General features: G+C 71.8%; 16 protein-coding genes. 6 read left to right on the forward strand and 10 right to left on the reverse strand.

Annotated elements, in window-relative coordinates; all coding sequences use genetic code 11:
- Nucleotides 1-616: 616 nt before the first annotated feature.
- From ACIA8L_RS15055 to ACIA8L_RS15075, 5 genes are all read right to left on the reverse strand, one after another.
- On the reverse strand, nucleotides 617-1390 hold the full coding sequence (locus ACIA8L_RS15055) for an SDR family oxidoreductase (RefSeq protein ID WP_395904571.1): 774 nt from the start codon (nucleotides 1388-1390) through the stop codon (nucleotides 617-619).
- Nucleotides 1391-1405: 15 nt separating this feature from the next.
- Nucleotides 1406-1792 carry a hypothetical protein gene (locus ACIA8L_RS15060; RefSeq protein ID WP_395904573.1) on the reverse strand — a complete coding sequence of 129 codons (387 nt, stop codon included), beginning with the start codon at nucleotides 1790-1792 and terminating at the stop codon, nucleotides 1406-1408.
- Entirely contained in the window at nucleotides 1789-2622 is an 834-nt protein-coding gene (locus tag ACIA8L_RS15065) for a DUF692 domain-containing protein (RefSeq protein WP_395904575.1), read from the reverse strand. The genes ACIA8L_RS15060 and ACIA8L_RS15065 overlap by 4 nt, the downstream gene beginning before the upstream one ends.
- Complete coding sequence (locus ACIA8L_RS15070) at nucleotides 2610-3560, reverse strand: TIGR04222 domain-containing membrane protein (RefSeq protein WP_395904577.1); 951 nt, start codon at nucleotides 3558-3560, stop codon at nucleotides 2610-2612. Before ACIA8L_RS15070 ends, ACIA8L_RS15065 begins: the two co-directional genes overlap by 13 nt.
- 69 nt (nucleotides 3561-3629) lie before the next feature.
- Nucleotides 3630-4217 (reverse strand): TetR/AcrR family transcriptional regulator, encoded by a 588-nt coding sequence (locus tag ACIA8L_RS15075; RefSeq protein ID WP_395904579.1) that lies wholly within the window; start codon nucleotides 4215-4217, stop codon nucleotides 3630-3632.
- Nucleotides 4218-4371: 154 nt separating this feature from the next.
- Between ACIA8L_RS15075 and ACIA8L_RS15080 the strand changes: the two genes are divergently transcribed.
- Both ACIA8L_RS15080 and ACIA8L_RS15085 read left to right on the forward strand, forming a co-directional pair.
- Nucleotides 4372-5019, forward strand: coding sequence for an HAD family hydrolase (locus tag ACIA8L_RS15080; protein ID WP_395904581.1), 648 nt, complete (start codon nucleotides 4372-4374; stop codon nucleotides 5017-5019).
- A gap of 146 nt (nucleotides 5020-5165) precedes the next feature.
- Nucleotides 5166-6053, forward strand: coding sequence for a serine protein kinase RIO (locus ACIA8L_RS15085; protein WP_395904583.1), 888 nt, complete (start codon nucleotides 5166-5168; stop codon nucleotides 6051-6053).
- A 251-nt stretch (nucleotides 6054-6304) separates the two neighbouring features.
- Here ACIA8L_RS15085 and ACIA8L_RS15090 read toward each other — a convergent pair whose 3' ends face one another.
- Nucleotides 6305-7264, reverse strand: a complete 960-nt coding sequence (locus ACIA8L_RS15090) for a quinone oxidoreductase family protein (protein ID WP_395904584.1) — start codon at nucleotides 7262-7264, stop codon at nucleotides 6305-6307.
- A gap of 109 nt (nucleotides 7265-7373) precedes the next feature.
- On the opposite strand from ACIA8L_RS15090, the gene ACIA8L_RS15095 reads away from it, so the two are divergent.
- A complete protein-coding gene (locus ACIA8L_RS15095) occupies nucleotides 7374-10274 on the forward strand; it encodes an Hsp70 family protein (protein WP_395904586.1) in 2901 nt (966 codons plus the stop codon).
- A gap of 480 nt (nucleotides 10275-10754) precedes the next feature.
- Here ACIA8L_RS15095 and ACIA8L_RS15100 read toward each other — a convergent pair whose 3' ends face one another.
- The 4 genes from ACIA8L_RS15100 to ACIA8L_RS15115 all read right to left on the reverse strand — a co-directional run bounded on the left by ACIA8L_RS15100 (nucleotide 10755) and on the right by ACIA8L_RS15115 (nucleotide 19430).
- A complete protein-coding gene (locus ACIA8L_RS15100) occupies nucleotides 10755-10952 on the reverse strand; it encodes a hypothetical protein (protein ID WP_395904588.1) in 198 nt (65 codons plus the stop codon).
- A 1202-nt stretch (nucleotides 10953-12154) separates the two neighbouring features.
- On the reverse strand, nucleotides 12155-14932 hold the full coding sequence (locus ACIA8L_RS15105) for an aconitate hydratase (RefSeq protein ID WP_395904590.1): 2778 nt from the start codon (nucleotides 14930-14932) through the stop codon (nucleotides 12155-12157).
- 85 nt (nucleotides 14933-15017) lie between these two features.
- Nucleotides 15018-17990, reverse strand: a complete 2973-nt coding sequence (locus tag ACIA8L_RS15110; RefSeq protein WP_395904592.1) for a BTAD domain-containing putative transcriptional regulator — start codon at nucleotides 17988-17990, stop codon at nucleotides 15018-15020.
- 9 nt (nucleotides 17991-17999) lie between these two features.
- A complete protein-coding gene (locus tag ACIA8L_RS15115) occupies nucleotides 18000-19430 on the reverse strand; it encodes an aminopeptidase P family protein (protein ID WP_395904594.1) in 1431 nt (476 codons plus the stop codon).
- A 74-nt stretch (nucleotides 19431-19504) separates the two neighbouring features.
- Here ACIA8L_RS15115 and asnB point away from each other — a divergent pair, with 74 nt between their 5' ends.
- From asnB to ACIA8L_RS15130, 3 genes are read left to right on the forward strand one after another with little or no spacing between them, the layout of a single operon-like run.
- Nucleotides 19505-21430, forward strand: a complete 1926-nt coding sequence (gene asnB, locus ACIA8L_RS15120) for an asparagine synthase (glutamine-hydrolyzing) (protein WP_395904596.1) — start codon at nucleotides 19505-19507, stop codon at nucleotides 21428-21430.
- Entirely contained in the window at nucleotides 21427-22350 is a 924-nt protein-coding gene (locus tag ACIA8L_RS15125; protein ID WP_395904598.1) for a carbohydrate kinase, read from the forward strand. Before asnB ends, ACIA8L_RS15125 begins: the two co-directional genes overlap by 4 nt.
- Complete coding sequence (locus ACIA8L_RS15130) at nucleotides 22347-23078, forward strand: hypothetical protein (protein WP_395904600.1); 732 nt, start codon at nucleotides 22347-22349, stop codon at nucleotides 23076-23078. Before ACIA8L_RS15125 ends, ACIA8L_RS15130 begins: the two co-directional genes overlap by 4 nt.
- Nucleotides 23079-23252: the final 174 nt, after the last annotated feature.

Raw genomic sequence — 23252 nt, forward strand, 5'->3', positions numbered from 1 at the left:
TATGAGCGCGACCTGCCCATACGCGCAAATCGGACAGCTATGACGGTGGCGAACCCTTGCGCTGGGAGCGGTCCGTCGAGCCCGGCCTCGGTCGCCCTCGGTCCGGCCCGTCACTGCCGGCAGGCGCGGGCCGTGAGGCGGCGGACGGCGGAGCGGCGGACGGTGCGGCCGGGGAGCGGCGCGGAGCCCGGATCGGGTCCGTCGCGGTGAACAGCCGGCGGAGGTCGGCCAGCAACGCCTCGTCGGCGTCGTCGTCGGTGGTCATGGCCGCGCTGGGGGCAGAGGCGTCCGGTCCGCGCGGGTGCCGGCCGGAGGGGCGCCGGGTAAGGCCGTGAGCTGCGGCTGCATGGGTCGTTCTCCGTCCCCGTGGGGCGCCGCCGATCGGGGGGTGCGGCGCCGTTTCCGCTGACATGAGGACGGGTCGGACGTTCCTGATACAAGCCGGGCGAAATCGTTCGGATCCTGTCGTTCCCGACCGGCTCGACCGGGCCGGAGGACCGGCGACACGGCGTTGACCTTCGGATTCCGTCGTCCGATGATCGTCCGGCCGGTGCGGTCGTTCGGGTGCGTACTGTCCGGAATCAGGCAATCCGGCAGTGGAGTCGTTCGGGTCCGGTCAGATCGCCGCGATGACGCCGCCGTCGACGCGCAGGGCGGTGCCGGTCACGTACGACGCGGCGGGGGAGAGGGCGAACGCGGCCACGCGGCCGAACTCCTCCGGGCGGCCCATCCGGCGCAGCGGGATCGCGGCCGAGCGCTGCGCCTCCGAGCGGGCGGCGTCGCCGGAGGCTTCCATGATCTCGCGGTTGCGGTCGGTGAGGAAGCCGCCGGGCAGGAGGGAGAACACCCGGATACCCTTCGGGCCCAGCTGGTTGGACAGGTCCTTGGCCAGGCCCGCGAGGCCCGGGCGCAGACCGTTGGAGATGGCCAGGCCGCTCAGCGGTTGCAGTACCGACGAGGAAAGCACCAGACCGATGGCGGCCTCGTTGCCGGGCGGGCGCTCGCCGAACGCCGCGGCCAGGGTGCGGGCCAGGCGGACCGTCCCCATGAACACCGTCGCGAACGCCGCCTGCCAGGACTCGTCGGACGCGTCCAGGACGCCACCGTGGGGCGGGCCGCCGACGGAGATCAGCGCGCCGTCGAGGCGGCCGAACCGGGTGCGGGCCGCGGCCACGAGACGGTCGCCGGTGTCGGGGGCGGCCAGGTCGGCGACGAGGCCCTCGGCGCGGTCCGGGCCCAAGGCGTCGACGGCCGCCTTCACCGTCGACTCGGTGCGGCCCGAGACGACGACGTTGGCGCCGTCGGCGGCCAGGGCCCGCGCGGTGGCGAAGCCGAGGCCGCGGGAGGCGCCGGTCAGGACGTACACGCGGTCGGACAGCCCGAGATCCATGCCCGGGATCGTAGGTCAGCGGCGGCGTAGGCGGGACCAGAAGGGGCGTGGGCGGGGGGCCGGCGTGGCGGTGCCGTCGTACGTGTACTCGCGCTCCCGCGCGTCGAGCTCCTCGCGGGCCAGCGCCGGCAGGGCAGTACCCATGGAGCGGGCAAAATCCCAACCGTCGCGCAGTGAACCCTGTGGCGGGCGGGACTCGGCCCAGGCGGCGAAGACCGCCGGCCATTCGGTGCCGTAGGCGGCGGCCAGGAACGGCCAGCGGGCGGCCACCTCACCGGCTCGTTTGCGGCGCAGGGCGGCTCGAGTCGCCAGTACCCCCGCCGCATTGAAACCCGCGGGCAGTTCACCGCCCGCGACCAGGGCCGCGACCAGGGCCTGCTGCTGGGCGGCCAGGTCGGTCACGTGATCGCCGGCCAACCGGCCGCGGCCGCGATGGCGTCCAGCTCGGCCGTCAACGTGGCGGCGGGCGGATAGTCGCCGTCGCGCTCCAGCATCAGCGCGGGGGGCGTGGTGCGGGCGCAAAGATCCTTGACAAGAGCAAGGACTTCCGGGGGTACGGCATGTGTGTGCGTGTCGTGATAGAAGCCGCCCTGCTCCAGGCCGCCCGCCACGTGGACGTACGCGATGCGCTCCAGCGGCAGCTCGTCGAGCAGCGCGGTGGGCGGCTCGTCGCGGTTGCGGGCGTTGGCGTAGACGTTGGCGATGTCCAGCAGCAGCCCGCAGCCCGTGCGGTCGAGGATCTCGGTCAGGAACTGGGCCTCGGTGAGCTCCGGGTCGGGCCAGTCGAAGAGGGCGGCGATGGGTTCCAGCGCGAGGGGTACCCCGCCCAGCGCCGACTGCGTGCGCCGGACGTTCGCGACGATCGCGTCCACCGACGCGCGGGTGCGCGGGACGGGCAGGAGGTGCCCGGCCTCGACGCCGCCCGCCCGCACGAACGCGATGTGCTCACTGACCAGCGGGGCGTTGAGCAGCTGGGCGCATTCGTAGAGGTGCGCGGCCCGCTCGTCGGCGACCGGCTCGGCACCGCCCAGGGAGAGTTTGACGCCGTGCGGCACGACGGTGACGCCGCGCCCGACGAGCTCGGCGAGCGCGTCGGGCACGGGCGCGTGCGTGTGGACGGACTCGGCGACGACCTCGGTGAAGCGCAGCCCCGGGAGGCCGGCGACGTAGCCGGAGATCTCGGGCCGCCAGCCGATGCCGACGCCGTACTTCGGGTCGCTCACCCTCCACATCCTCCGCCGCCGCCGCAGCTGGAGCCGCCACCACAGCTGGAGCCGCTGGAGCAGCTGGAGCTGCTGCCGGAGTCGCCGGAGCTGCTCGAGCAGCTGTACGAGCTGCTGCCGCCGCTGTAGCCGGAGCCGGTGAGCGCGATGTTGCGCTGCAGTTCGGCCTCGGCCGCGAACGCCGGGTCGGCGACGAGGAACGCGCCGACGCCGAAGAGCCCCACGCTCAGGGCGGCCGCCTGCGGGCCGTAGGTGGCCCACGAGGGCTTCTGGCCGGGGGAGAGGTGCCGGGCGTCACTGCGCATCTTGGCCAGCAGGCGCTTGCCGCTGCCGGACACTCGCGGTACCCGCAGCAGGAACAGCCCGATGACAGCGACCGGGATCATCAGGAGCACGAGGTTGGTCACCGGGCGTTCGTTGGCGACGCCGGCGAACACGCGGGCGATGCCCAGGGCGACGACCGCGAAGACGACCAGGGCGCCGGTCCGCACGGTGCGGCGGGCCTGGCTGTCGAGAATCCAGCCGGCCTGGGCCAGCTCGGCCTCGGCCCGGTCGAGGACGGCTCGGACGGTGGGGTGGGTCTGCACGCCGGTGGTGGTGATGCCGCTCGCGGCCACCGAGTAGATGGCCCGGTCCAGCTCCGGCGCGCCGGTCGGCGGGATCGCGGTCTGGCGGAGCTTGGCCTGCTTGTCGGTCTCGATCGAGCCGGCGGTGCGCAGGGCGGCGAGGGAGGCGTAGACGGCGAGGCGGCGATCCCCGTTGATCAGCGCGGCCTGGGTCGGGGTGAGGTCGCGGGCGCTGCGCAGTGACGGGCCGCCCGTGATCGAGCGCCGCCAGATGAGCACGCCGATGATCGCGACAGCGGCGAGGCCGGCGTACAGCCACAGGAACTGCGGGCCCGGGATGCCCCAGGTATCACCCGGGGCCGCCACGATCAAGGTCTCCATGTGGCTCAGTGTGGGTGCGGCTGTCGAGTGGGGCATGTCACCGGTCGGACACTTGAGCAAACCTTGTGGTCACTTTTTTCGGACTGCGGCCTCGACCAGGCTCAATACGGCCTCCAGGTCCTGCACCGGGCGGCCGGTCGCCAGGTGCAGCACGAGGCCGTCGTAGGCGAGCTCCAGGAACTGGGCCAGCGTGGCGATGGGCACGTCGTCGCGCAGCACCCCGGCCTCGAGCTGGCGCTGGAGGCGTTCGCGGGTGGCGGCGGTGATCGCTTCCGCGCGGGCGGCCCAGCGCTTGGCGAACTCGGGGTCGGTGCGCAGCCGCCGGGAGACCTCGAGCTGGCTGCCGAGCCACCCGGTGACGTCGGGCTCGCCGGTGTCGGAGGCCGAGGCTTCGCCGAGCAGGTCGCGCATCACTTGGACGAGGCCGTGCTGGGCGACGGTCGCTACCATGGTGGCGGCGTCGTCCTCGGCGACGGCCAGGAAGAGCGAGTCCTTGTCCCGGAAGTGGTGGAAGATCGCGCCGCGGGACAGGCCGATCTCCTCTTCCAGCCGTCGCACGGTCGCGCCCTCGTAGCCGTGGCGGGCGAAGCACGTCCGGGCGCCGGTGAGGATCTCCCTCCGGCGCGCGTCGAGCTGGTCCTGGCTCACCCTGGGCACCTGTCGATTATGCAAGCCGTACATACGGTTTGCGAACAGGGTGGTTTCGCCCGTGTTTCTTCCCTCCGATTGGTCCGGGTTTCGGGATATTTGCCCAGGCGGACGTGAACATGAGGATCTGTTCGATATCAATCGGGTCACGTACCCTGCCCGCGTGCCCCTGTTGTTGCTCAGCCTGGACGACACCCTGCTTGACAGGGCTGGGGCGTTCCGCGCATGGGCGACCGAGTTCCTCCGAGAGATCGGCGCGCCCGAATACGACCTCGAGTGGCTGCTGTCCGTCGACGCCGACGGCATGAACTCCACCTGGGACGTCGCCGAGGGGCTGCGGGAGCGGTACGGGCTGCGGTACAGCGCCCTCGACCTCGTCGAGGAGATCCGCCAGGCCATCATGGACCGGATCCGGCTCGACCCGCTGACCGCCTGCGCACTGGCCATCGCCGAGGACTCCGGGTGGGTGCCGGTCGTCGTCACCAACGGCGAGTCCCGGCAGCAGGAGGAGAAACTGCGCAAAACGGGGCTCGATCGGTACCTCGCCGACTGGGTCATCTCCGAAGAGGCGGGCGTGCGCAAACCCAACCCGCGCATCTTCGCCATCGCCGCCGAGCGGGCCCGGATGCGCCTCACCAACGCCTGGATGATCGGCGACAGCCCGGAGGCCGACATCGGCGGGGCGGACGCGGCGTCGATCCGCAGCGTATGGCTGCACCGGGGCCGGTCCTGGATCGAGGGCCGCTACACGCCGACCCGGACGGCCGACGGGGTGATCGCGGCGATCGCCGAGGTCATGGCGTCCCGATAAATCGGTTGCGCTGCCGGGCGGGGTGCTCCAGCCTGGTCACCAGTTGCACGTCTTCGTTTCGGGAGGAGGTCGAGTCACATGGATGCCGTCACGGCGCGCTTTCGCATGCCCATGAACTCACCCTTTCTGACTCTGGAGACCTCGCGTTGCGCGACCATAACTACGCTTCGTCACGCCGTCGCTTCGATGACGACGACCCGGCTTTTCTGAAGCGCCTCTCACACGACTACGACATCGCCTGGGACTCCTCCGAAGAGGCGTCCGGCGGCGACCCGTACACCACCTGGGACGCCCCCGGTGTCCAGCACGGCCCCGAACCCCGCCCCGACTGGGTGGTCACGGAGCTGAGCGCCCGGGACACCGACCGCGGCGTGCTCAAGACCGGCAAGGAAGCCGACGTCCACCTGGTCGAGCGGTCCGTCCCCGACGGCCGCCGCTCACTGCTGGCGGCCAAACGCTACCGGGACGCCGACCACCGCATGTTCCACCGCGACTCCGGCTACCTGGAAGGCCGGCGGGTCCGCGAATCCCGCGTCACCCGGGCCATGGCCGGCCGCACCGCATTCGGCCGGGAGGCCATCGCGGGCCAGTGGGCGGCCGCGGAGTTCGGGGCGCTCGCCCGGTTCTGGGAACTCGGGGTCGCCGTGCCCTACCCGGTGCAGCTGCTCGGCACCGAGTTGATGCTCGAGTTCGTGGGGGACGGCGACGGTACCGCCGCGCCCAGACTCGCACAGACCCGCCCTTCCGCGGCGGAGCTGGAGTCCCTGTGGTGGCAGCTCGTCGACGCCTTGCGGGTGCTGGCCCGGGCCGGCGTCGCGCACGGCGACCTGTCCCCCTACAACCTGCTCGTCCACGACGGCCGGCTGGTCCTCATCGACCTGCCGCAGATCGTCGACGTGGTGATCAACCCGAACGGTTCTGAGTTCTTGGCTCGTGACGTCATGAACGTGGCCCGGTGGTTCGCGGGCAAGGGTTTCCGGGTCGATCCGGAGCCTTTGATCGTGGAGCTCTTGCACGACGCCGGGGTGCGCTGACTGGTATTGGATTGCTTGTTCTCGCCTGCGGGCCTGCCCGGCTTTGTGATCGGGCGGGCCCGCGTGCCGTTCAGTCGGGCACTCCGTGGTCCGTTAAGTCGGGCACTCCGTGCCACGACTTAACGGATTTATACCCCGACGGGGCATATGTCGGAAATGGCAGTTCTTCGGCTTCGCCCATGATCGACGGCCGGCACCTCGCAAGGCACCGGCCGCGTCGATTCCGTCAAGTACTTATCTTGCGATCCTGATCACGGAACAATGAGCAGCTTTCCCGTGGTCCGCCGACCCTCGAGCGCCGCGTACGCGTCGGCCACCGCATCCAATGGATAACGCCCTGTGACGGTCGCCTCGACAACACCCCGCGCAACCCATCCGAACAGCGTTTCCGCCCGCTCCAGCAATTCGGCCCGGGACGCGATGAAATGCCCGAGCGTCGGACGGGTGAGGAAATACGAACCGGACATCAGGCGCATTGGGTCGAATGGCGCGACCTGCCCGCTGGCCGCCCCGAACAGCACCATCGTCCCGCGCGGGCGCAGGGCCCGCAGGCTGGTGTCGAACGTGTCCGCGCCCACACCGTCGTAGACCGCGTCCACCCCGGCGCCGCCGGTGACTTCGCGCACGGCGTCCAGAGCCTCGGCATAGGCAACCGCCACAACCGCCCCATTGTGTACTGCCAGATCCCGCTTCTCCGCCGTGGACGCCGTGGCCACCACCCGTCCGCCGAGGTGCGTGACGATCCGCGTGAGGAGCTGCCCCATGCCACCCGCGGCCGCGTGGACGAGGACGGCCGCGCCCGGGCGGACGGCGAACGAGTCGTGCGTCAGGTAATGCGCGGTGAGGCCCTGCAGCAGGACCGCGGCCGCCTGCTCGGTGGTCACGTCCTCCGGCACCGGGACGAGCCGGTCGGCCGGGACGAGGGCCTGCTCGGCGTGGCTGCCGGGGACGCCGGTCCAGGCCACCCGGTCGCCGGGCGCGAAGCCGCGCACGTCGTCGGCGAACGACAGGACGGTGCCGGCCCCCTCACTGCCCAGAGCCGCCGGGAGAGTCAGTTGATAGGTGCCGGTCCGCTGGTACACGTCCATGTAGTTGACCCCGCTGGCCTCGACGAGCACCAGCACCTGGCCGGGGCCGGGCTGCGGGTCGGGGCGGTCCTCGACGTTCAGGACCGAACGATCGCCGTACTCGCCGAACATGACTGCGCGCATGGGGTACCGCCTCCTCGCCGTTTGTCAGGTTCTTGTCTACCCCAAACCGCCGATCGGTTTTGTCGTACCCCTGCCGTAGCATCCGGGCAGTCAATGGAGGTGACGTCGAGTGGGCCCGACCCCGACCCATCGTCTCGCGATCGACCTGGGCACCTGCCACACCGTGGCGGTCGTGCGCCGCGGCGACGAGGCCCCCCGCGCACTGCTGTTCGACGGCTCGCCCGTCATGCCGTCCGGCGTCTACGCCGACGAGCAGGGCCGCGTCACGGTGGGCAAGGACGCCGAGCGGCTGTCGCAGCTGAGCCCCGAGCGTTTCGAGCCGTATCCGAAGCGCGGCATCGACGAGGGCTCGGTCCTGCTCGGCTCGAGCGAGGTCACCGTCGTGGAGCTGCTCGCCTCCCTCCTGCGCCGGGCCGCCGAGGAGTCGATGCAGGCCGGCGTCAACCCGGTCGGCTCGACGGTGCTCACCTGCCCGGCCGACTGGGGCGGCCAGCGCCGCGGCGTGCTGCTCGAGGCGGCCCGCGCGGCCAACCTCGGGCCGGTCGTCCTGGTCGACGAGCCGATCGCCGCCGCCGAATACTGCCTGCGCGTCCTCGGCCAGCAGGTCGCCCCGCTGCAGAGCCTGGCCGTGTTCGACTTCGGCGGCGGCACGCTCGACGTGTCCGTGGTCCGCCGCGAGTTCGACGGGCTGCGGGTCCTCGGCGTCGGCGGCCTCGACGACCTCGGCGGCGTCGACATCGACGCGGCCCTCGTCGGCCACCTCGGCCAGCTCATCAGCTACCGCAACCCCGAGCTCTGGCAGCGGCTGTCCAACCCGGACAGCACCGCGGCCAAGCGCGACCGCCGCGAGTTCTGGAGCGAGGTCCGCGCGGCCAAGGAGATGCTGTCCCGCTCGGCTTCCGCCCCCGTGCACCTGCCCGGCACCGACGAGGCCGTCCACCTGACCCGGGAGGAGCTGGAGCGGGTCGCGGGCCCCCTCATCGACCGGGCCGTCGACGAGACCCGCCGCGTGCTGGAGCGGGCCGGCGTCGACGTGCGCCAGCTCGCCGGCATCTTCCTGGTCGGCGGGTCCAGCCGCATTCCGCTCGTCGCCAGCCGCCTGCACGCGCGGTTCGGGGTGGCGCCGGTCGTCCCCGAGCAGCCGGAGCTCCCGGTGGCCTACGGCGGCATCCTGGCCATCGGCGATCGTCCGCAGCCGCCGCAGTACGGCACACCCCCGCCCATGCACACCCCGCCGCCGATGCACACGCCGTCGTCGGGCATCCCCATGCGCACCGCCTCGTCGAGCAGCCCCATGCACACGCCCTCGTCCGGGATCCCCATGCCGGTCTCGGCGACGCCGGTGTCAGGGTCGTCGCATCCGGTCTCGGCGCCGTTCCCGGTCGCGTCGGCCTCACCGGCGCCCCCGATGCCGCCGCGGATGATGCCGCAGCAGGCCGGCCCGCCGCCGATGGGCGCACCGCCCATGGCGCCGCAGCAGACCGCCTACGGGGTCGGCGTCCCGGTCGTGCAGCAGCCGCGCCGGCGCCGCACCGGGCCGTGGGTCGCGCTCGTCATCGTGCTGGCCCTCATCGGCGGCTGCGTCTACGGCGGCAACCAGTTCTTCGGCTGGATGGGCGACCAGTTCCAGTCGGTCAAGGACGGCTTCCCCGGCCTCGGCGACACCGACGGCCCGGGCCAGGTCGACGGGCTCAAGGCCGGCACCCCGATCCAGCTGAGCACCGACGGCGCGATCGCCGCCGTCGCCGGCAACGGCAACATCTACACCGCGCAGCTCAACGCCGGCTCGACCGCCGTGTCCGGCTACGCGACCGCCGGCGACCAGAGCTGGACCGTGCAGCTGGCGATGGAGCCGGCGAAGCTGAAGCTGAAGGTCGTCGGCAACCTGCTCATCGTCGACGGCGAGGACGACGTGAAGCAGGGCGGCGACGGCAAGACGGAGTCGCGCTCGGTCATCGACCTGGCCACGCACACCTCGAAGTGGACGAAGGCCTGGCCCGACAAGATCGACCTGTTGTACGCCGGCACCGACGCGATCGTCGAGAACCAGGACTGGAACAAGCCCACCGTCGAGCGGGTCAACCTCCTCGACGGCAACGTCAAGTGGACGGCCCCGGTCGAGGTCAACGGCCACCGCATCAACGGCAACCGCGGTGCGAAGCCGTCGGTGCACTGGCCGACCAGCGACACGTCCAAGGACCTGCTCGTGCCGACCTACGAGCTGACGTTCTCCGGCGACGTGCCGTTCCAGGAGTCGCTGACCGCCGACGCGGGCCGCGCGGTGCAGCTGCTCAGCGACAAGAAGGCGGCCACGCTCGACCTCAACACCGGCAAGCAGGTGGCCAGCGGCGCCTACTCCAAGGGCTCGACCAACGACTCCTGGATCGTCTACGACGACCTGGCGATGTTCCGCCCCGACGCCGACGGCACGATCATCGCCTACCGGATCTCCAACTGGCAGACGGCCTGGACCTACAAGGCGACCGCCGGCACGAAGGTCGACGACCTGCGCCCGTGCGGCGAGCACCTGGTCTGCGTGCAGGGCGAGCAAAACTCCGGCAAGGACGTGCTCATCGCCATCGACACGACCAACGGCCAGGCCAAGTGGACGAAACAGTCGGTCCGGGACCGCTCCGGCACCATCTCCGGCACCGAAGAGGCCAACTGGGTCGTCCTGGACAACAAGCTCGTCGCGGGCAGCGGCGTCTTCACAACGGTCGGCGACGCCTACGTCCTCGACCCGTCCAGCGGCGCCGACCAGGTCGAGCTGGGCAAGGGCCTGCCCTCCCAGGACGCGATCGCCGGCTACGGCAACAAGGTCGTCATGGAGAGCGTCGTCCCCGGCTCCGGCAAATGGAACGTCTACATCTACACCGTCGACGGCAAACCAATCGGCTCCGGCCAGGTCCCGACCCTGCTCCAGGACGTCTCCTTCTCCAACGACTCCGTCACCCTCGTCGACAAGGACAACTCCAAGGTCTACCGCTTCCAAATCCCACCCGGCAAATAGCCCCCGCAGCGACAACAGCGCCCACCCCACCGCGCGGACGCCGACGTCCCGTCGCCGCGTGACGCCATCTCGCGCAGGGTGTCAGGCGACGCCCGCGCTGATCGGGCGTTGCCGGAGTCCGGGCAAGAATCGGCCCACGGTCTAGAAACCGCGGTCCTCGTGGAGGACCCACCCTCAGCAGGACGGCGGCGCCCAGCCCGCCGTCCACCGCGCGGACGCCGGCGTCCCGTCCCCGCGGCCCGCCATCTCGCAGGGCGTCAGGCGACACCCGCGCTGATCGGCGGTGCCGGAATTCGGGCACGAATCGAGCCACGGTCTCGAAGCCGTGCCCCTCGTTGAGGACCCACCCTCAGCCGGACGACAATCGCCGCGACGAGCAGGGTCGACCACCGACATCCCCTGACGGACGCCGTTCGCCGCCACCTCGTGGCGGATGGCGACCATCGTCGTCCATATGCGGTCGAGAACCGTCGTCACCAGCTACGTGTCGAGGAACTCAGCTCCCGTCTCCGCGTACTTCTCGTGATCAGCCGCGAGCAGCCACTCGGCGAGCACCGGCTCCCAGGCCGCGGTGACCGTGGTGGTTCCAGGCGGCCCCGCGACGCTGCGATGGCACCCGTGGCTCATAGCGGCGTAGCCGTGGTGGTTCCAGGCTGCCTCGCGACGCTGCGACGGCACCCGTGGCTCGGAGCGAGATGAGCCCGCGGCGCGCGACCTCCCGCCAGATCGGCGCACCCTGTCGGCCAGATGCTTCGCCGGTCTGGCTCCTTGAGCTGTGAGTGGCGATGGATGCGGATCAGTGCACCGCTGTCGGCCAGATGCTTCGCCGGTCTGGCTCCACGAGCTGCGAGTGGCGATGGATGCGGATCGGCGTACTGCTGTCGGCCAGATGCTTCGCCGGTCTGGCTCCACGAGCTGCGAGCAGTCGAAGACGCTTTCCGCGGCCAGTTTTTGGAGCCCGTGCGGCCCTCCGCCAGCGCGCGGAGCAGCGCTGCGTCAGGCCCGGGCGGGCCGGTCGGCGCTGTGGCCAGTTGTTGGAGCCGGTCGAAGGCGCGGTCGCGGTGGTCCCGCCACTGTTCGACGAAGCGGCGCAACGCCTCGTTGACCGCCCCTGCGCGCTTGCTGACCGCCCCTGCGCACTTGCTGGGCGCCCAGCGGGCATCGAGGAGAACACGCGCGGACTTGCTGAGCGACCCGGCGGGCATCGAGGAGAACACCCGCGGACTTGCTGAGCGACCCGGCGCGCATCGAGGAGAGCACCGCTGCGGTTCAATGGTCGCGGTTCAGCGGTTCAGTGGTCGCGGTTCAGTGGCTGCGGTTCAGTGAAGGTAGCACCGCTGCAGGTCAGGCGCCGTTGGCCGGGCGTCGTCGGACAGTGGCTGGTTCGGCGTCGGGCCCGTGCTGCGTTCGTGAGCGTCCCGGCTTTTCCACGCTAACATGCCCGACCTAACCGATCTCCGACCCGATTACCGGGCGTGATATTCGACTACCCGGCGTGAAAACCGTGCGGTGTGGGCGCCTGCTTCCGCCACAGCGGGTCGGAGACGCGAGCAGGCGTGCGCTGGTGTTCGCGGCAGACGAACGCAGCGGCGGCCCTTCATCGTAGTGCGGCGTTGCGTGGCACGTGACCGTCCCGCAGACCCGGCTCACCCTGTGTCAATGGCCTCGTCCGCCGCGCCGTCCGGGGTCTCGGCCTGTGCTAGCGATCGGAGGCCGGCGGGCAAAGGGGGCTGATCCGGAGGCCGGCGGGCAAAGGGGGCTGATCCGGAGGCCGGCGGGCAATGGGGGCTGATCCGAAGGCCGCGGCCCGGCTGAGAGGCGAAACGGCGCCGGGTCCACTGTGGACGCGGCGCCGTTCGTGAAACCGAAGAAGGCTGGCCCTACGCGGCGATCATTTTGCGCAGGACGTATTGCAGGATGCCGCCGTGGCGGTAGTAGTCGGCCTCGCCCGGGGTGTCGATGCGGACCACCGCGTCGAACTCGGTGCCGGTGTCGGTGGTGACCTTCACCGTGCGGGGGGTGGTGCCGTCGTTCAACGATTCCACGCCCGTGATGGTGAACGTCTCCGTGCCGGTCAGGCCCAGCGAGTCGGCCGACTCGCCCTGGGGGAACTGGAGCGGGAGGACGCCCATGCCGATCAGGTTCGAGCGGTGGATGCGCTCGTAGGACTCGGCGATGACGGCGCGCACGCCCAGCAGGGCCGTGCCCTTGGCTGCCCAGTCGCGGGACGAGCCGGAGCCGTACTCCTTGCCGGCCAGGATCACCAGCGGCACCCCGGCCGAAGCGTAGGCGACCGAGGCGTCGTAGATCGTGGTCTGGGAACCGTCGAGGTGGTTGACCGTCACGCCGCCCTCGGTGCCGGGGGCGAGCTGGTTGCGCAGGCGGATGTTGGCGAACGTGCCGCGGATCATCACCTCGTGGTTGCCGCGGCGGGAGCCGTAGGAGTTGAAGTCCTTGCGGTCGACGCCGTGCTCGGCGAGGTACTTGCCGGCGGGGGAGTCGGCCTTGATGGAGCCGGCCGGGGAGATGTGGTCGGTGGTGACGGAGTCGCCGAGCTTGGCCAGGACCCGGGCGCCGCTGATGTCGGTGACGGCGGACGGCTCGGTGGCCATGCCCTCGAAGTAGGGGGGCTTGCGGACGTACGTCGAGTCACCCGCCCAGTCGAAGGTGTCCCCGGTCGGCGTCGGCAGGGCCCGCCACTGCTCGTCGCCGGCGAAGACGTCGGCGTAGCGGGCCGAGAACTGGTCCGGGCCGAGAGCCGAGGCGATGGTGTCCTCGATCTCCTTCGGGCTGGGCCAGATGTCGCGGAGGTAGACCGGCTGGCCGTCGGAGCCGATGCCCAGCGGGTCGTTGGTGAGGTCGATGTCCATGGTGCCGGCGAGGGCGTAGGCGACCACCAGCGGCGGGGAGGCCAGGTAGTTCATCTTCACGTCCGGGTTGATCCGGCCCTCGAAGTTGCGGTTGCCGGACAGGACCGACACGACGGTCAGGTCGTGCTCGTTGACGGCGGCGCTGATCGGCTCGGGCAGCGGGCCGGAGTTGCCGATGCAGGTGGTGCAGCCGTAGCCGACGAGGTTGAAGCCGAGCTTGTCGAGGTAGGGCGTCAGGCCGGAGCGCTCGTAGTAGTCGGTGACGACCTTGGAGCCGGGCGCGAGGGTGGTCTTGACCCACGGCTTGCGGGACAGACCCTTCTCGACGGCGTTGCGGGCCAGGATGGCCGCGCCGATCATGACCTGCGGGTTGGACGTGTTGGTGCAGGACGTGATGGCGGCGATGACGACGGCGCCGTGGTCGAGCTCGTAGTCCTCGACCCGGACGGGCTTGGACGTGCGGCCGTTGGCGCCGGTGGCGGCGGAGATGAGCTCGTGCGGCTTGTCGCCGTTGCTGTCGACGTGGTTGGCCGGCGGGTCGCTGGCCGGGAACGACTCGGCGCTGGCCTCGTCGGCCGGGCCCTCGACCCCGTCGCTGGCGCCGTCGCCGACGTAGTTGTCGAGCACGCCCCGGAACATCGTCTTGGCGCTGCTCAGCGGCACCCGGTCCTGGGGCCGCTTGGGGCCGGCGAGGGAGGGCTCGATGGTGCCGAGGTCCAGCTCGAGGCGCTCGGAGTAGTCCGGCTCGGCGGCCGGGTCGTGCCAGAGGCCCTGCTCCTTGGCGTAGGCCTCGACCAGCGCGACCTGGGCCTCGTCGCGGCCGGTGAGCTTGAGGTACTTGATGGTCTCGTCGTCGATCGGGAAGATCGCGACCGTGGAGCCGTATTCGGGGCTCATGTTGCCGATGGTGGCCCGGTTCGCGAGGGGCACCGCGGGGACGCCGGGCCCGTAGAACTCGACGAACTTGCCGACGACGCCGTGTTTGCGCAGCATCTCGGTGATGACGAGGACCAGGTCGGTCGCGGTGGTGCCCTCGGGCAGCTCGCCGCTGAGCTTGAAGCCCACGACCCGCGGGATCAGCATCGACACCGGCTGGCCGAGCATCGCGGCCTCGGCCTCGATACCGCCGACGCCCCAGCCGAGCACGCCGAGGCCGTTGACCATCGTGGTGTGGGAGTCGGTGCCGACCACGGTGTCCGGGTAGGCCTGGCCGCCGCGGTTCATGATGACCCGGGCCAGGTATTCGATGTTGACCTGGTGCACGATGCCGGTGCCCGGCGGCACGACCTTGAACTCGTTGAACGCCGTCTGGCCCCAACGCAGGAACTGGTAGCGCTCCTTGTTGCGGCCGTACTCCAGCTCGACGTTGCGCTCGAAGGCGTCCGGGCGGCCGAACAGGTCGGCGATGACGGAGTGGTCGATGACGAGCTCGGCCGGGGCGAGCGGGTTGACCCGCTTGGGGTCGCCGCCGAGCTCGACGACGGCCTCGCGCATGGTGGCCAGGTCGACGACGCACGGCACGCCGGTGAAGTCCTGCATCAGCACGCGGGCCGGGGTGAACTGGATCTCGACGCTCGGCTCGGCCGTCGCGTCCCACCCGCCCAGGGCCCGGATGTGCTCGGCGGTGATGTTCGCGCCGTCCTCCGTGCGCAGCAGGTTCTCCAGGAGGATCTTCAGGCTGTACGGCAGCCGCGCGGCCCCCTCGACCTCGCTGATCTTGTAAATCTCGTAGCTGGCGTCGCCGACGCTCAGCTGGCTCTTTGCTCCGAAGGAGTCGAGGCTCGCCACGGCGTGTGCTCCTCTTCCGTCAAGTCGTGCTGCTTCCAGTACGCCAGTCTTCCCCAGCACAAGGCCCAACCAGACCGCGGGGTGCTCAAGAAAACCGTACGTCCGTCTTGCTATCCGCGCAACCCCGGGTCAGCTCGGCCGCCTGGACGAGCCGGGCGTGCCGGGCGAACGTCGGCCCCAGCGCGTCCGCGCCCGCCTGGACCACGGCCGCGTCGTCGCGGGCCCAGCCGATGAGGACCTGGGCCATCCCGGCGTACTCGGGGTTGCGGATCCGCCGCGCGATCCCCAGCGAACGCTCGGCCGCGGCGCGGGCGGCCGGCTTGTCGCGCCAGTCGAACGCGATGCACGCGATGTAGTGACTGACATACATTTCCTGGTACGGCGTGTCCCGCCGGGCGCGCGCCAGGAGTTCCTCGGCCCGCTCCCGGTGCCCGAGCAGGCTCTCGGCCGACGCGGCCGGCCCCAGGATGCCGGCGACCGGGTCCCAGTCGATGACCGGGAACGGTGCGAGCCCCTCGGGCGGCAGCGCGTCGAGCGCGGCCTGGAACAGCTCCCGGGCGGCGGGCAGGTCGCCGCGGGCGTGCGCGAGGTACCCGGCGTGTACGTCCGCGACCAGGCGGTCCAGCCGGGCCACGGCGGCGACCCGGTCGGCGTTGCCGGCGGTCATGTGGAACGACGCGTACCCCCACAGCGCGGGCCGGATCGCGCGTGTCGGCCGGACGCGCCGCAGGATCGGCTCCATCCGCTCGTACTGCGCGGCGACGGGCGCGGCCAGGTACCCGTCGGTCGCCTGGTGCATGAACGCCAGCCGCAGCCGCAGGTCGAGCTCGGCCACGTCCCGCTCCTGCCCGGCCGGTGCGGTGGCGAGCAGCTCCAGCGCTTCGTGCAGCAGCGCCGCCGACTCCTCGTGCGCGGTGCGCTGATACGCCTCCGCGGCCGCGTCCGCGAGCGCCGGCGCGACCTCCAGCGGCGTGGCGACCGGCAGGGCCAGCCGCAGGTGGGCGGCCCGCTCGGCCACCCCGGTCAGGGCCCGCGCCGCGCGTTCGTGCAGCCGGGCCCGGCGCAGCGGCCCGTTCTCGTCGTACGCGGCCTGCCGGAGCAGGTCATGCGCGAATCGCAGCCGCCCGCCGTCGCTTTCGAGCACACCGGTGGCGACGGCGGTGTCGAGCGTGTCGTACAGGTCGAGTTCGTCCAGTTGTGTCAGATCGCGCAGTACCGCCACATCGAACTCCCGGCCGAGCACCGCCGCCACGGACAGCACCGCCCCCATCTGGCCGGGCAGCCGCGCGAAGCGCCGCCGGAGCACCTCCTGCACGCGCGCCGGTGTGCGTTCGCGCGCCGACTGCGCGTCGAGAGCATGTTCGGCCAGCAAAACCTGCAGCAATTCGCGCACGAAGAACGGGTTGCCGCCGGTCCGGTCGACGAGCACGGCGACGGTCTCGTCGTCCAGGGCCGACCCGGCGATCCGGGCGCCAAGGGTCGCCACATCCCGATCGGGCAAACCTTCAAGCCGCAGGTGTACAGCCGGCAGATCGAGTTCCACGCCGCCCCCACTGCGAACACCGAGGACGACCACGATGTCCGTGCCGGCGATATCGCGCACCAGCAGCTGCAGGAGTGTGCGCGAGGGCCGGTCGAGCAGGTGCGCGTCGTCGAACACGAGCAGTACCGGCACACGTCCGGCCAGCCGGCGCAGCCCGTCGACCAGCCCCCGGTAGAGCAGCGACCGGGCGAGCTCGGCGTCGGCGATCCGCTCGGCCGCGGGCAGGGCGATCCGCTCCGCCAGCCCCGGGTCGAGCACGGCCGGCAGGTTCCCGAACGGCGCGAACGCGCCGGCGACGTCCCCCGGCCGCGCGTCGGCCAGCCCGCGCAGGATCTGCGCCCAGGGCAGGAACACGGCCCCCTCCGCGCCGGCACCGGCCCCGACGAGAAACCCGTCCGCCACCGCCCGCCGCCGCACCTCGCCCAGCAGCGCCGACTTCCCGATCCCGGCGAATCCCTCGACAACCAGCGCCCGCCCCCGCCCGGAGAGCACCTCACCGGCCACCGCCAACTCCCGCTCCCGCCCGACCAGCTCCGCCGAACTCCTGACCCCCCGCCGCCGCTCCGCCCCCACAACCGCCGCCTCGCCCGACACTGTGACAGCGGCCCCAGGAGACGCGTCGACCAGCGATCCACCCCCCGGCACGACCGGCCGCGCGACCCCGGACGCGATGTGCGGCGCAACCCCGGGCGCGATCGGCGGCGCAGTCCGAGGTGCGATCGGCGGCGCGGTCCGAGGTGCGATCGGCGGCGCGGGTGGTGGCGGCAGGGTGGTCAGGGCGGGGGACTGGCGCAGGATCTCGGCCTCCAGGCGGCGCAGGTCCGCACCCGGCTCCACGCCGAGCTCCCCGGCCAGCAGCGCGCGGGCGCGGGCGTAGGCCTGCAGCGCGTCGGCCTGGCGACCGGCCCGGTAGAGGGCGAGCATGAGCTGCGCCCACAGCGGCTCGCGGTAGGGCGACTCGGCCAGGGCGGCCTCGGTGGTGTAGATCACCTCGGCGAACCGGCCGTGGGTCAGCCAGGCCGCCGAGCGCCGCTCGAATGCCGTGAAGCGCAGTTCGTGCAGCCGGTTGCGCTCGGCCCGCGCGAAGGCCGAGTCCCCGAGCTCGGGCAGCGGATCGCCGCGCCACAGCTCCAGCGCCGCGCTCAGCACGGCCGGGTCGTCGCGGTCGGAGAAGCCTTCGACGACCGTGCCGAAGCGGGTGGCGTCGACCGCCTCCGGGGGCACCGCCAGGAGGTAGCCGGGGGCGCGGCTGACCAGGACGGTCGAGCGGTCGCGGGCGGTGCGGCCGGGTTCGAGGGCGCGGCGCAGGCGGGAGACGTAGGCCTGCAGGGAGGCGATCGCCCGCTCCGGGGGCTCGTCCGCCCACAGCTCGTCGACAAGCGTCTGGACGGGCACGACGCGGCCGGGGCGGGTGGCCAGCAGGGCGATGATGGCACGCTGCTTCGGGGTGCCTAGGTCGATCTGGGTGCCGCCGGAGGAGTACACCTCCAGCGGGCCCAGGATGCGCAGTTCCAAGGTCGGGCCTTACGGGAGCTGGTATGGCTCCGCGCGGCGGGCGGCCAGCCACGACTCGACGTCGGCGGCGGTGCGGGGCAGGGCGTCGGAGAGGTTGCGGGCGCCGGTCGGCGTGACCAGGACGTCGTCCTCGATCCGGACCGCGAGGCCGCGCAGCTCAGCCGGTACCAAATCATCTTCGGGCTGGAAATAGAGCCCGGGCTCGACGGTGAGCACGTATCCAGTGTCGAGGTTGCCCTCTTTGTAGCGCTCTTTGCGCGCGTTCGCGCAGTCGTGGACGTCCAGGCCGAGCATGTGGCCGAAACCGTGCAGGCTCCAGCGACGGTACAGAATGTGCTCCTTGTCCATCGCCTCGTCGACGCTCACGGGCAGGACGCCGAGGTCGAGCAGGCCCTGGGCGAGCACCCGCATGCACGCCTGGTGCACGTCGTCGAACGCGACGCCGGGGCGGATGGTGTCGATGCCGGCCTGCTGGGCCGCGAACACGATGTCGTAGACGGCGCGCTGCAGCGGGGTGAAGGTGCCGGAGACGGGCACGGTGCGGGTGACGTCCGCGGTGTACAGGTGCCGGTTCTCGATGCCCATGTCCATGAGCAGCAGGTCGCCGGGGCGGGTGGCGCCGTCGTTGCGCATCCAGTGCAGGATCGCGGCGTGCGGGCCGCTGCCGACGATCGAGCCGTAGCCGACGTCGTTGCCGTCGTGGCGGGCCCGCAGGCCGAAGACACCCTCGATGAGCCGCTCGCTGACGGGCCGGTCGGCGGGCAGGGCCCGGGCCGCGTCCTCGAACCCGCGGACGGTGGCGTCGATGGCGTCCTGCAGCTGCTCCAGCTCCCACGCGTCCTTGACCAGCCGCAGCTCGGACAGGGTCTGCGCGAGCTCGGCGTCGCGCTCGGGGTTGGCCGAGCGCACGGTCGCGTCGACGATCGGGTCGAAGCCGCGCAGGACCCGGGTGCGCCCGGGCGCGATGTCGTCCAGCGCCGCCGCCAGCTCCGAGACGTGCGCGGTCGGCAGCTGCAGCTCGGTCGCCTTCTCGGCCAGGGTGTGCCGGCGGCCGATCCACAGCTCGCCGTGGTTGCGGTCGGTGAAGAACTCGTCGGTGTCGCGCGGCGAGCGGGGCCGCACATAGAGGATCGCCTCGCCGGAGGGGTGGACGATGAGCACCGACTCGGGGTCGTGCTCGCCGGTGAGCCAGGCGTGGTCGGAGCCGGGGCGGAAGGCGTAGTTGGTGTCGTTGGAGCGGATCCGCTCGACCCCGGTCGGGATGATCAACGTCTCACCCGGGAAGGCGGCCGCGAGGTCGGCCCGGCGCTTGGCGTGGTCCGGCGCCTCCGGGCGGGGTGCGACATCCAGGGACGAATCGCTCCAGCCGGTGCGCATGAACTCCCGGAAACGCTCCGGGAAGTCGGGGTCGTGCGACTGGGTGCCGGCTGCCTCGTCCATGGTGTCCCCACTCCCCGAAACCGGTGGAAATTCGTGCTCCACCTGCGACCGTACCCCGTGCGAGGATGCTTGCCATGGCGGGTCTTCTCACGTTCGTCAGCGCGCGGGGCGGCGCGGCGGCGCAGCGGGACGCCGTCGCCGACGCGCTGGGCCTGATGCGCCACCGCGGGCCGGACGACGAGCGGATCGTCGCCAACGACGACGTGGTCTTCGGGGCCGAGCACCTGACCGTCTCCGACCTTCGCACGACCCAGCCGGTGACCTACCCGCCGACCGGGGTCACGGCCGGCCGCTACCTGATCGTCCTGGACGGTGCCGTGCACAACGCGGCCGAGCTGCGGGCCGAGCTGGAGGAGGACCGCCGGGCCGAGTTCGCCACCGGCGACGACGCCGAGATCATCCTGGCCGCCTACCATCACTGGGGCCCGGGCGCGGTGAGCCGGCTGCGCGGCATGTTCGCGTTCGTGATCTGGGACGCCTCGGCCCGCCGCGCGTTCGGGGCCCGCGACCGGTTCGGGGTCAAGCCGCTCTTCCAGCTCCAGACCCCGCAGGGCGTCTACCTGGCCAGCGAGAAGAAGGCCCTGCTGCCGTTCACGCCCGACCCGAAAGCCGTCGACCTGCGCAAACTCCAGCATTATCTGACGATGCAGTATGTGCCGGAGCCGGGCACCATGCACCCGGAGGTGCGGCGGCTCGGCGCGGGGGAGACGTTCGTCTACACGCCGGGCGGGCCGCTCGCCAACCGGCGGTACACCCAGCTGCATTTCAAACCCGGACCCGTCGACGAGGAGGCCGTCGTCCGCCGGATCGCCGACGCCCTTCGGGAGAGCGTGCACGCGCACATGCCGGCCGGCGCGGAGATCGGTGCGTTCCTGTCGTCGGGGATCGACTCGACGGCGATCGTCGCCCTCGCCGCCGAGAAGGAGCCCGGCCTGCGGACGTTCACCGTCGGCTACGACGCGGTGGGGCCGGGCGCCGAGTACTCCGAGATCGACGTCGCCGAGCAGTCCGCCCGCGCGCTCGGGGTGCCGATCACGGCGACCGTCGTCACCGCGGGCGACTTCATGCGGGCCCTGCCGCGGATCGTGTGGCACCTCGACGACCCGGTCGCCGACCCGGCCCTCGTGCCGCTGTTCTTCCTGGCCGAGCGGGCCGCGCGGGACGTGACGGTGGTGCTCGGGGGCGACGGGGCGGACGAGCTCTTCGGCGGGTACCCCATCTATCGGGAACCTTCGTCGCTGGCCGGCGTCAGCCACCTGCCCGACTCGATGCAGCGCGGGCTGCGGGCGGTGTCCCGGGTCATTCCGCAGGGCGTGAAGGGCAAGAGCTTCCTGGAGCGCGGCACGACGCCGATCGAGGAGCGTTACTACGGCAACGCCCGGATGTTCTCCGAGGAGGAGAAGGCCGCGCTGCTGCGCCACTACGAGCCCGACGTGCGCCACACCGACGTCACCGGCCCGGTGTTCAAGGAGGCCGGCGCGCTCGACGACGTCGCCACCATGCAGTACGTCGACCTCTACACCTGGCTGCGCGGCGACATCCTGGTCAAGGCCGACCGGATGACGATGGCGCACTCCCTGGAGCTGCGCACGCCGTTCCTGGACCGGGCCGTGTTCGAGGTCGCGGCCGGCCTGCCGAGCGAGCTCAAGGTGCCGCCGCGCTCGCAGGAGACGAAGGTGGCGCTGCGCCGGGCCCTGGCCGGGATCGTGCCGGAGCCGATCGTGCACCGCAAGAAGCTCGGCTTCCCGGTCCCGATCCGCCCGTGGCTGCGCGGCGAGATGTACGACTGGGCGCACGGCCTGCTCGACACCTCCGGCGCCGGCGACCTGCTCGACCTCGACGTCGTGCGAGCACTGCTGAAGGCGCACCGCAAGAAGGAGGCCGACCACTCCCGCAAGATCTGGACGGTGCTCGTCTTCTGCGTGTGGCACGCGGTCTTCGTCACGGGCACCATGCGCCCGGGCTTCACGGAGGGTTTCGTTGGGGAGGCGGCGCAATGACGAGTTACGGCGTGGTGATCGGTGAGGCGCTCATCGATCTGCTCGAATCTGCTGCGGGCGGTGACCTCGTCTACCGCCCGGCGGTCGGCGGCGCCCCGTTCAACGTCGCGGTCGGCATCGCCCGCCTGGGCGCGGACGTGCATTTCCTCGGGTCCTTCGGCGACGACCCGTTCGGCCATCGGTTGCTGGACTTTTTAGACAAATCCGGCGTTGGTACCGACGGTGCGCAGACGATCCCAGACGTTGCCACAACGTTGGCGGTGACCACCTTCCAGGGCCACGAGCCGACGTTCCGGTTCTACGGCTCGCCGCCCTCCTACGGCCTCCTCGACGCCGACCGGGTCGACGTCGGCCTCGTCGCCCGGGCGCGGCTGCTGTACTGCGGGTCGATGTGCCTGCTCGAAGCGCCCGTCCTGGCCGCCGCCCGCCGCGCCTGGGCCGTCCCCGGCCCGGTCCGCGTCTTCGACCCCAACGTCCGCCCCGTCGTCGGCCTCAACCCGGACGTCGTCGAGGAGTTCGCCGCCACCGCCGACCTGGTCAAGCTGAGCTCCGCCGACGCCATCGCCCTCTGGGGGGAGGCGCCCGAGGAGGCGGCCGCCCGCCTGCTGTCGGCCGGGGCCGGGGCGGTCGTCGTGACCTTGGGCTCGCAGGGCGCTCTGGTCGCCAAAGACGCGGCATCGGTACTGGTCCCAGCCCCGCGCATCGCCCCCGTCGACGCCACCGGGGCCGGCGACGCCACGATGGCCGGCCTCAGCTGGGGCATCCTCACCCAGGGCAAACCCACCGACCTGGGCGAGTGGGCCACCCTCACCCGGGTCGCGGTCCACGTCGCCGGCTACGTCTGCGAATCCCCGGGCGGCGCCGTAGCCATGCCGACGGTCGCCGACCTTCGCACCCGCTTCGTAGACTTGGCGGTGTGACCCCCAGGCGGTTCGGCCGCTACGTGATGGGATGCAAGGCGGCCGCCGTCGGCGTGGCCGCGCTCATCGTCGTGCTCCGGGTCCTCTACGAGTTCGGCGTCAGCACCGCCACCACCCCGATCTGGGCCGCGGCCGCGCTGCTGTTCGCCCCGATCGTCGTGCTCAGCGCCGCGTTCATCGCGTTCGGGATCGTGTTCCGCCCGATCATGCACCCGCCCCCGGCCGCCCTGCGCGTGCGCGGCGACGCGTTCGTGGTGCCGGGCTCACCGATCCTGATGGGCCGCCTGACCATGGGCTGGGCGCTGCTCGGCACCATCTTCCTGGAGAGCGACCCGGCCCTGGCCCCCGGCACCCGCCTGGCCATCAACCTCGGCGCCGCCCTGGTCATCGCCGGCGCCATCCTGCCCCTGCTGCGCGGCCCCCGGATCGTGGTCAGCCCGGCCGGCCTCAACATCCGGGCCGGCGGCCGGCGGGTCCTGGCCTGGGACGACCTGGTCCGGGTGCCGGCCAACCCGCTGCCGATGACGGTCCGGACGCCGAAACTCGCCCTGAGCATCCGCCGCCCCGACCGCCCCGACCCGGGCTGGCTCCTGATCCCCCTGGACCTCCTGGCCGTCGAACCGGTCTTCCTCGGCACGGTCGTCGAGCACTACGTGGAACACCCCGACCATCGCCGCGACATCGGCACCCCCGCCGAGTACACCCGCCTCACCGGCATGGCCGCCTGAGCTGTATTTCCGGAAACGGCGGGGAGACAAGCCTCCACCACACCCCTCACAATCCGCGCCTGCCGGTCACGGCCTCACCGGAACTGAGCCACGATCCGAGCCTTCCGCTCCGGCCGCCGGCTCCGGGCCGGTAGCCCGAACCGCGAATCATCTTTCGCTGAGCTGTAGACGGCT

Source organism: Dactylosporangium sp. NPDC051541 (genome assembly GCF_044454505.1).
In the GTDB taxonomy this organism is placed as follows: Bacteria; Actinomycetota; Actinomycetes; order Mycobacteriales; family Micromonosporaceae; genus Dactylosporangium.

Bases quoted from the DNA above. Each gene is read 5' to 3' on its own strand.
- ACIA8L_RS15055 (WP_395904571.1), bottom strand. From the start codon at position 1,390: ATGGATCTCGGGCTGTCCGACCGCGTGTACGTCCTGACCGGCGCCTCC.
- ACIA8L_RS15065 (WP_395904575.1), bottom strand. From the start codon at position 2,622: ATGTGGAGGGTGAGCGACCCGAAGTACGGCGTCGGCATCGGCTGGCGG.
- ACIA8L_RS15070 (WP_395904577.1), bottom strand. From the start codon at position 3,560: ATGGAGACCTTGATCGTGGCGGCCCCGGGTGATACCTGGGGCATCCCG.
- ACIA8L_RS15090 (WP_395904584.1), bottom strand. From the start codon at position 7,264: ATGCGCGCAGTCATGTTCGGCGAGTACGGCGATCGTTCGGTCCTGAAC.
- ACIA8L_RS15115 (WP_395904594.1), bottom strand. From the start codon at position 19,430: ATGGACGAGGCAGCCGGCACCCAGTCGCACGACCCCGACTTCCCGGAG.
- asnB (WP_395904596.1), top strand. From the start codon at position 19,505: ATGGCGGGTCTTCTCACGTTCGTCAGCGCGCGGGGCGGCGCGGCGGCG.
- ACIA8L_RS15125 (WP_395904598.1), top strand. From the start codon at position 21,427: ATGACGAGTTACGGCGTGGTGATCGGTGAGGCGCTCATCGATCTGCTC.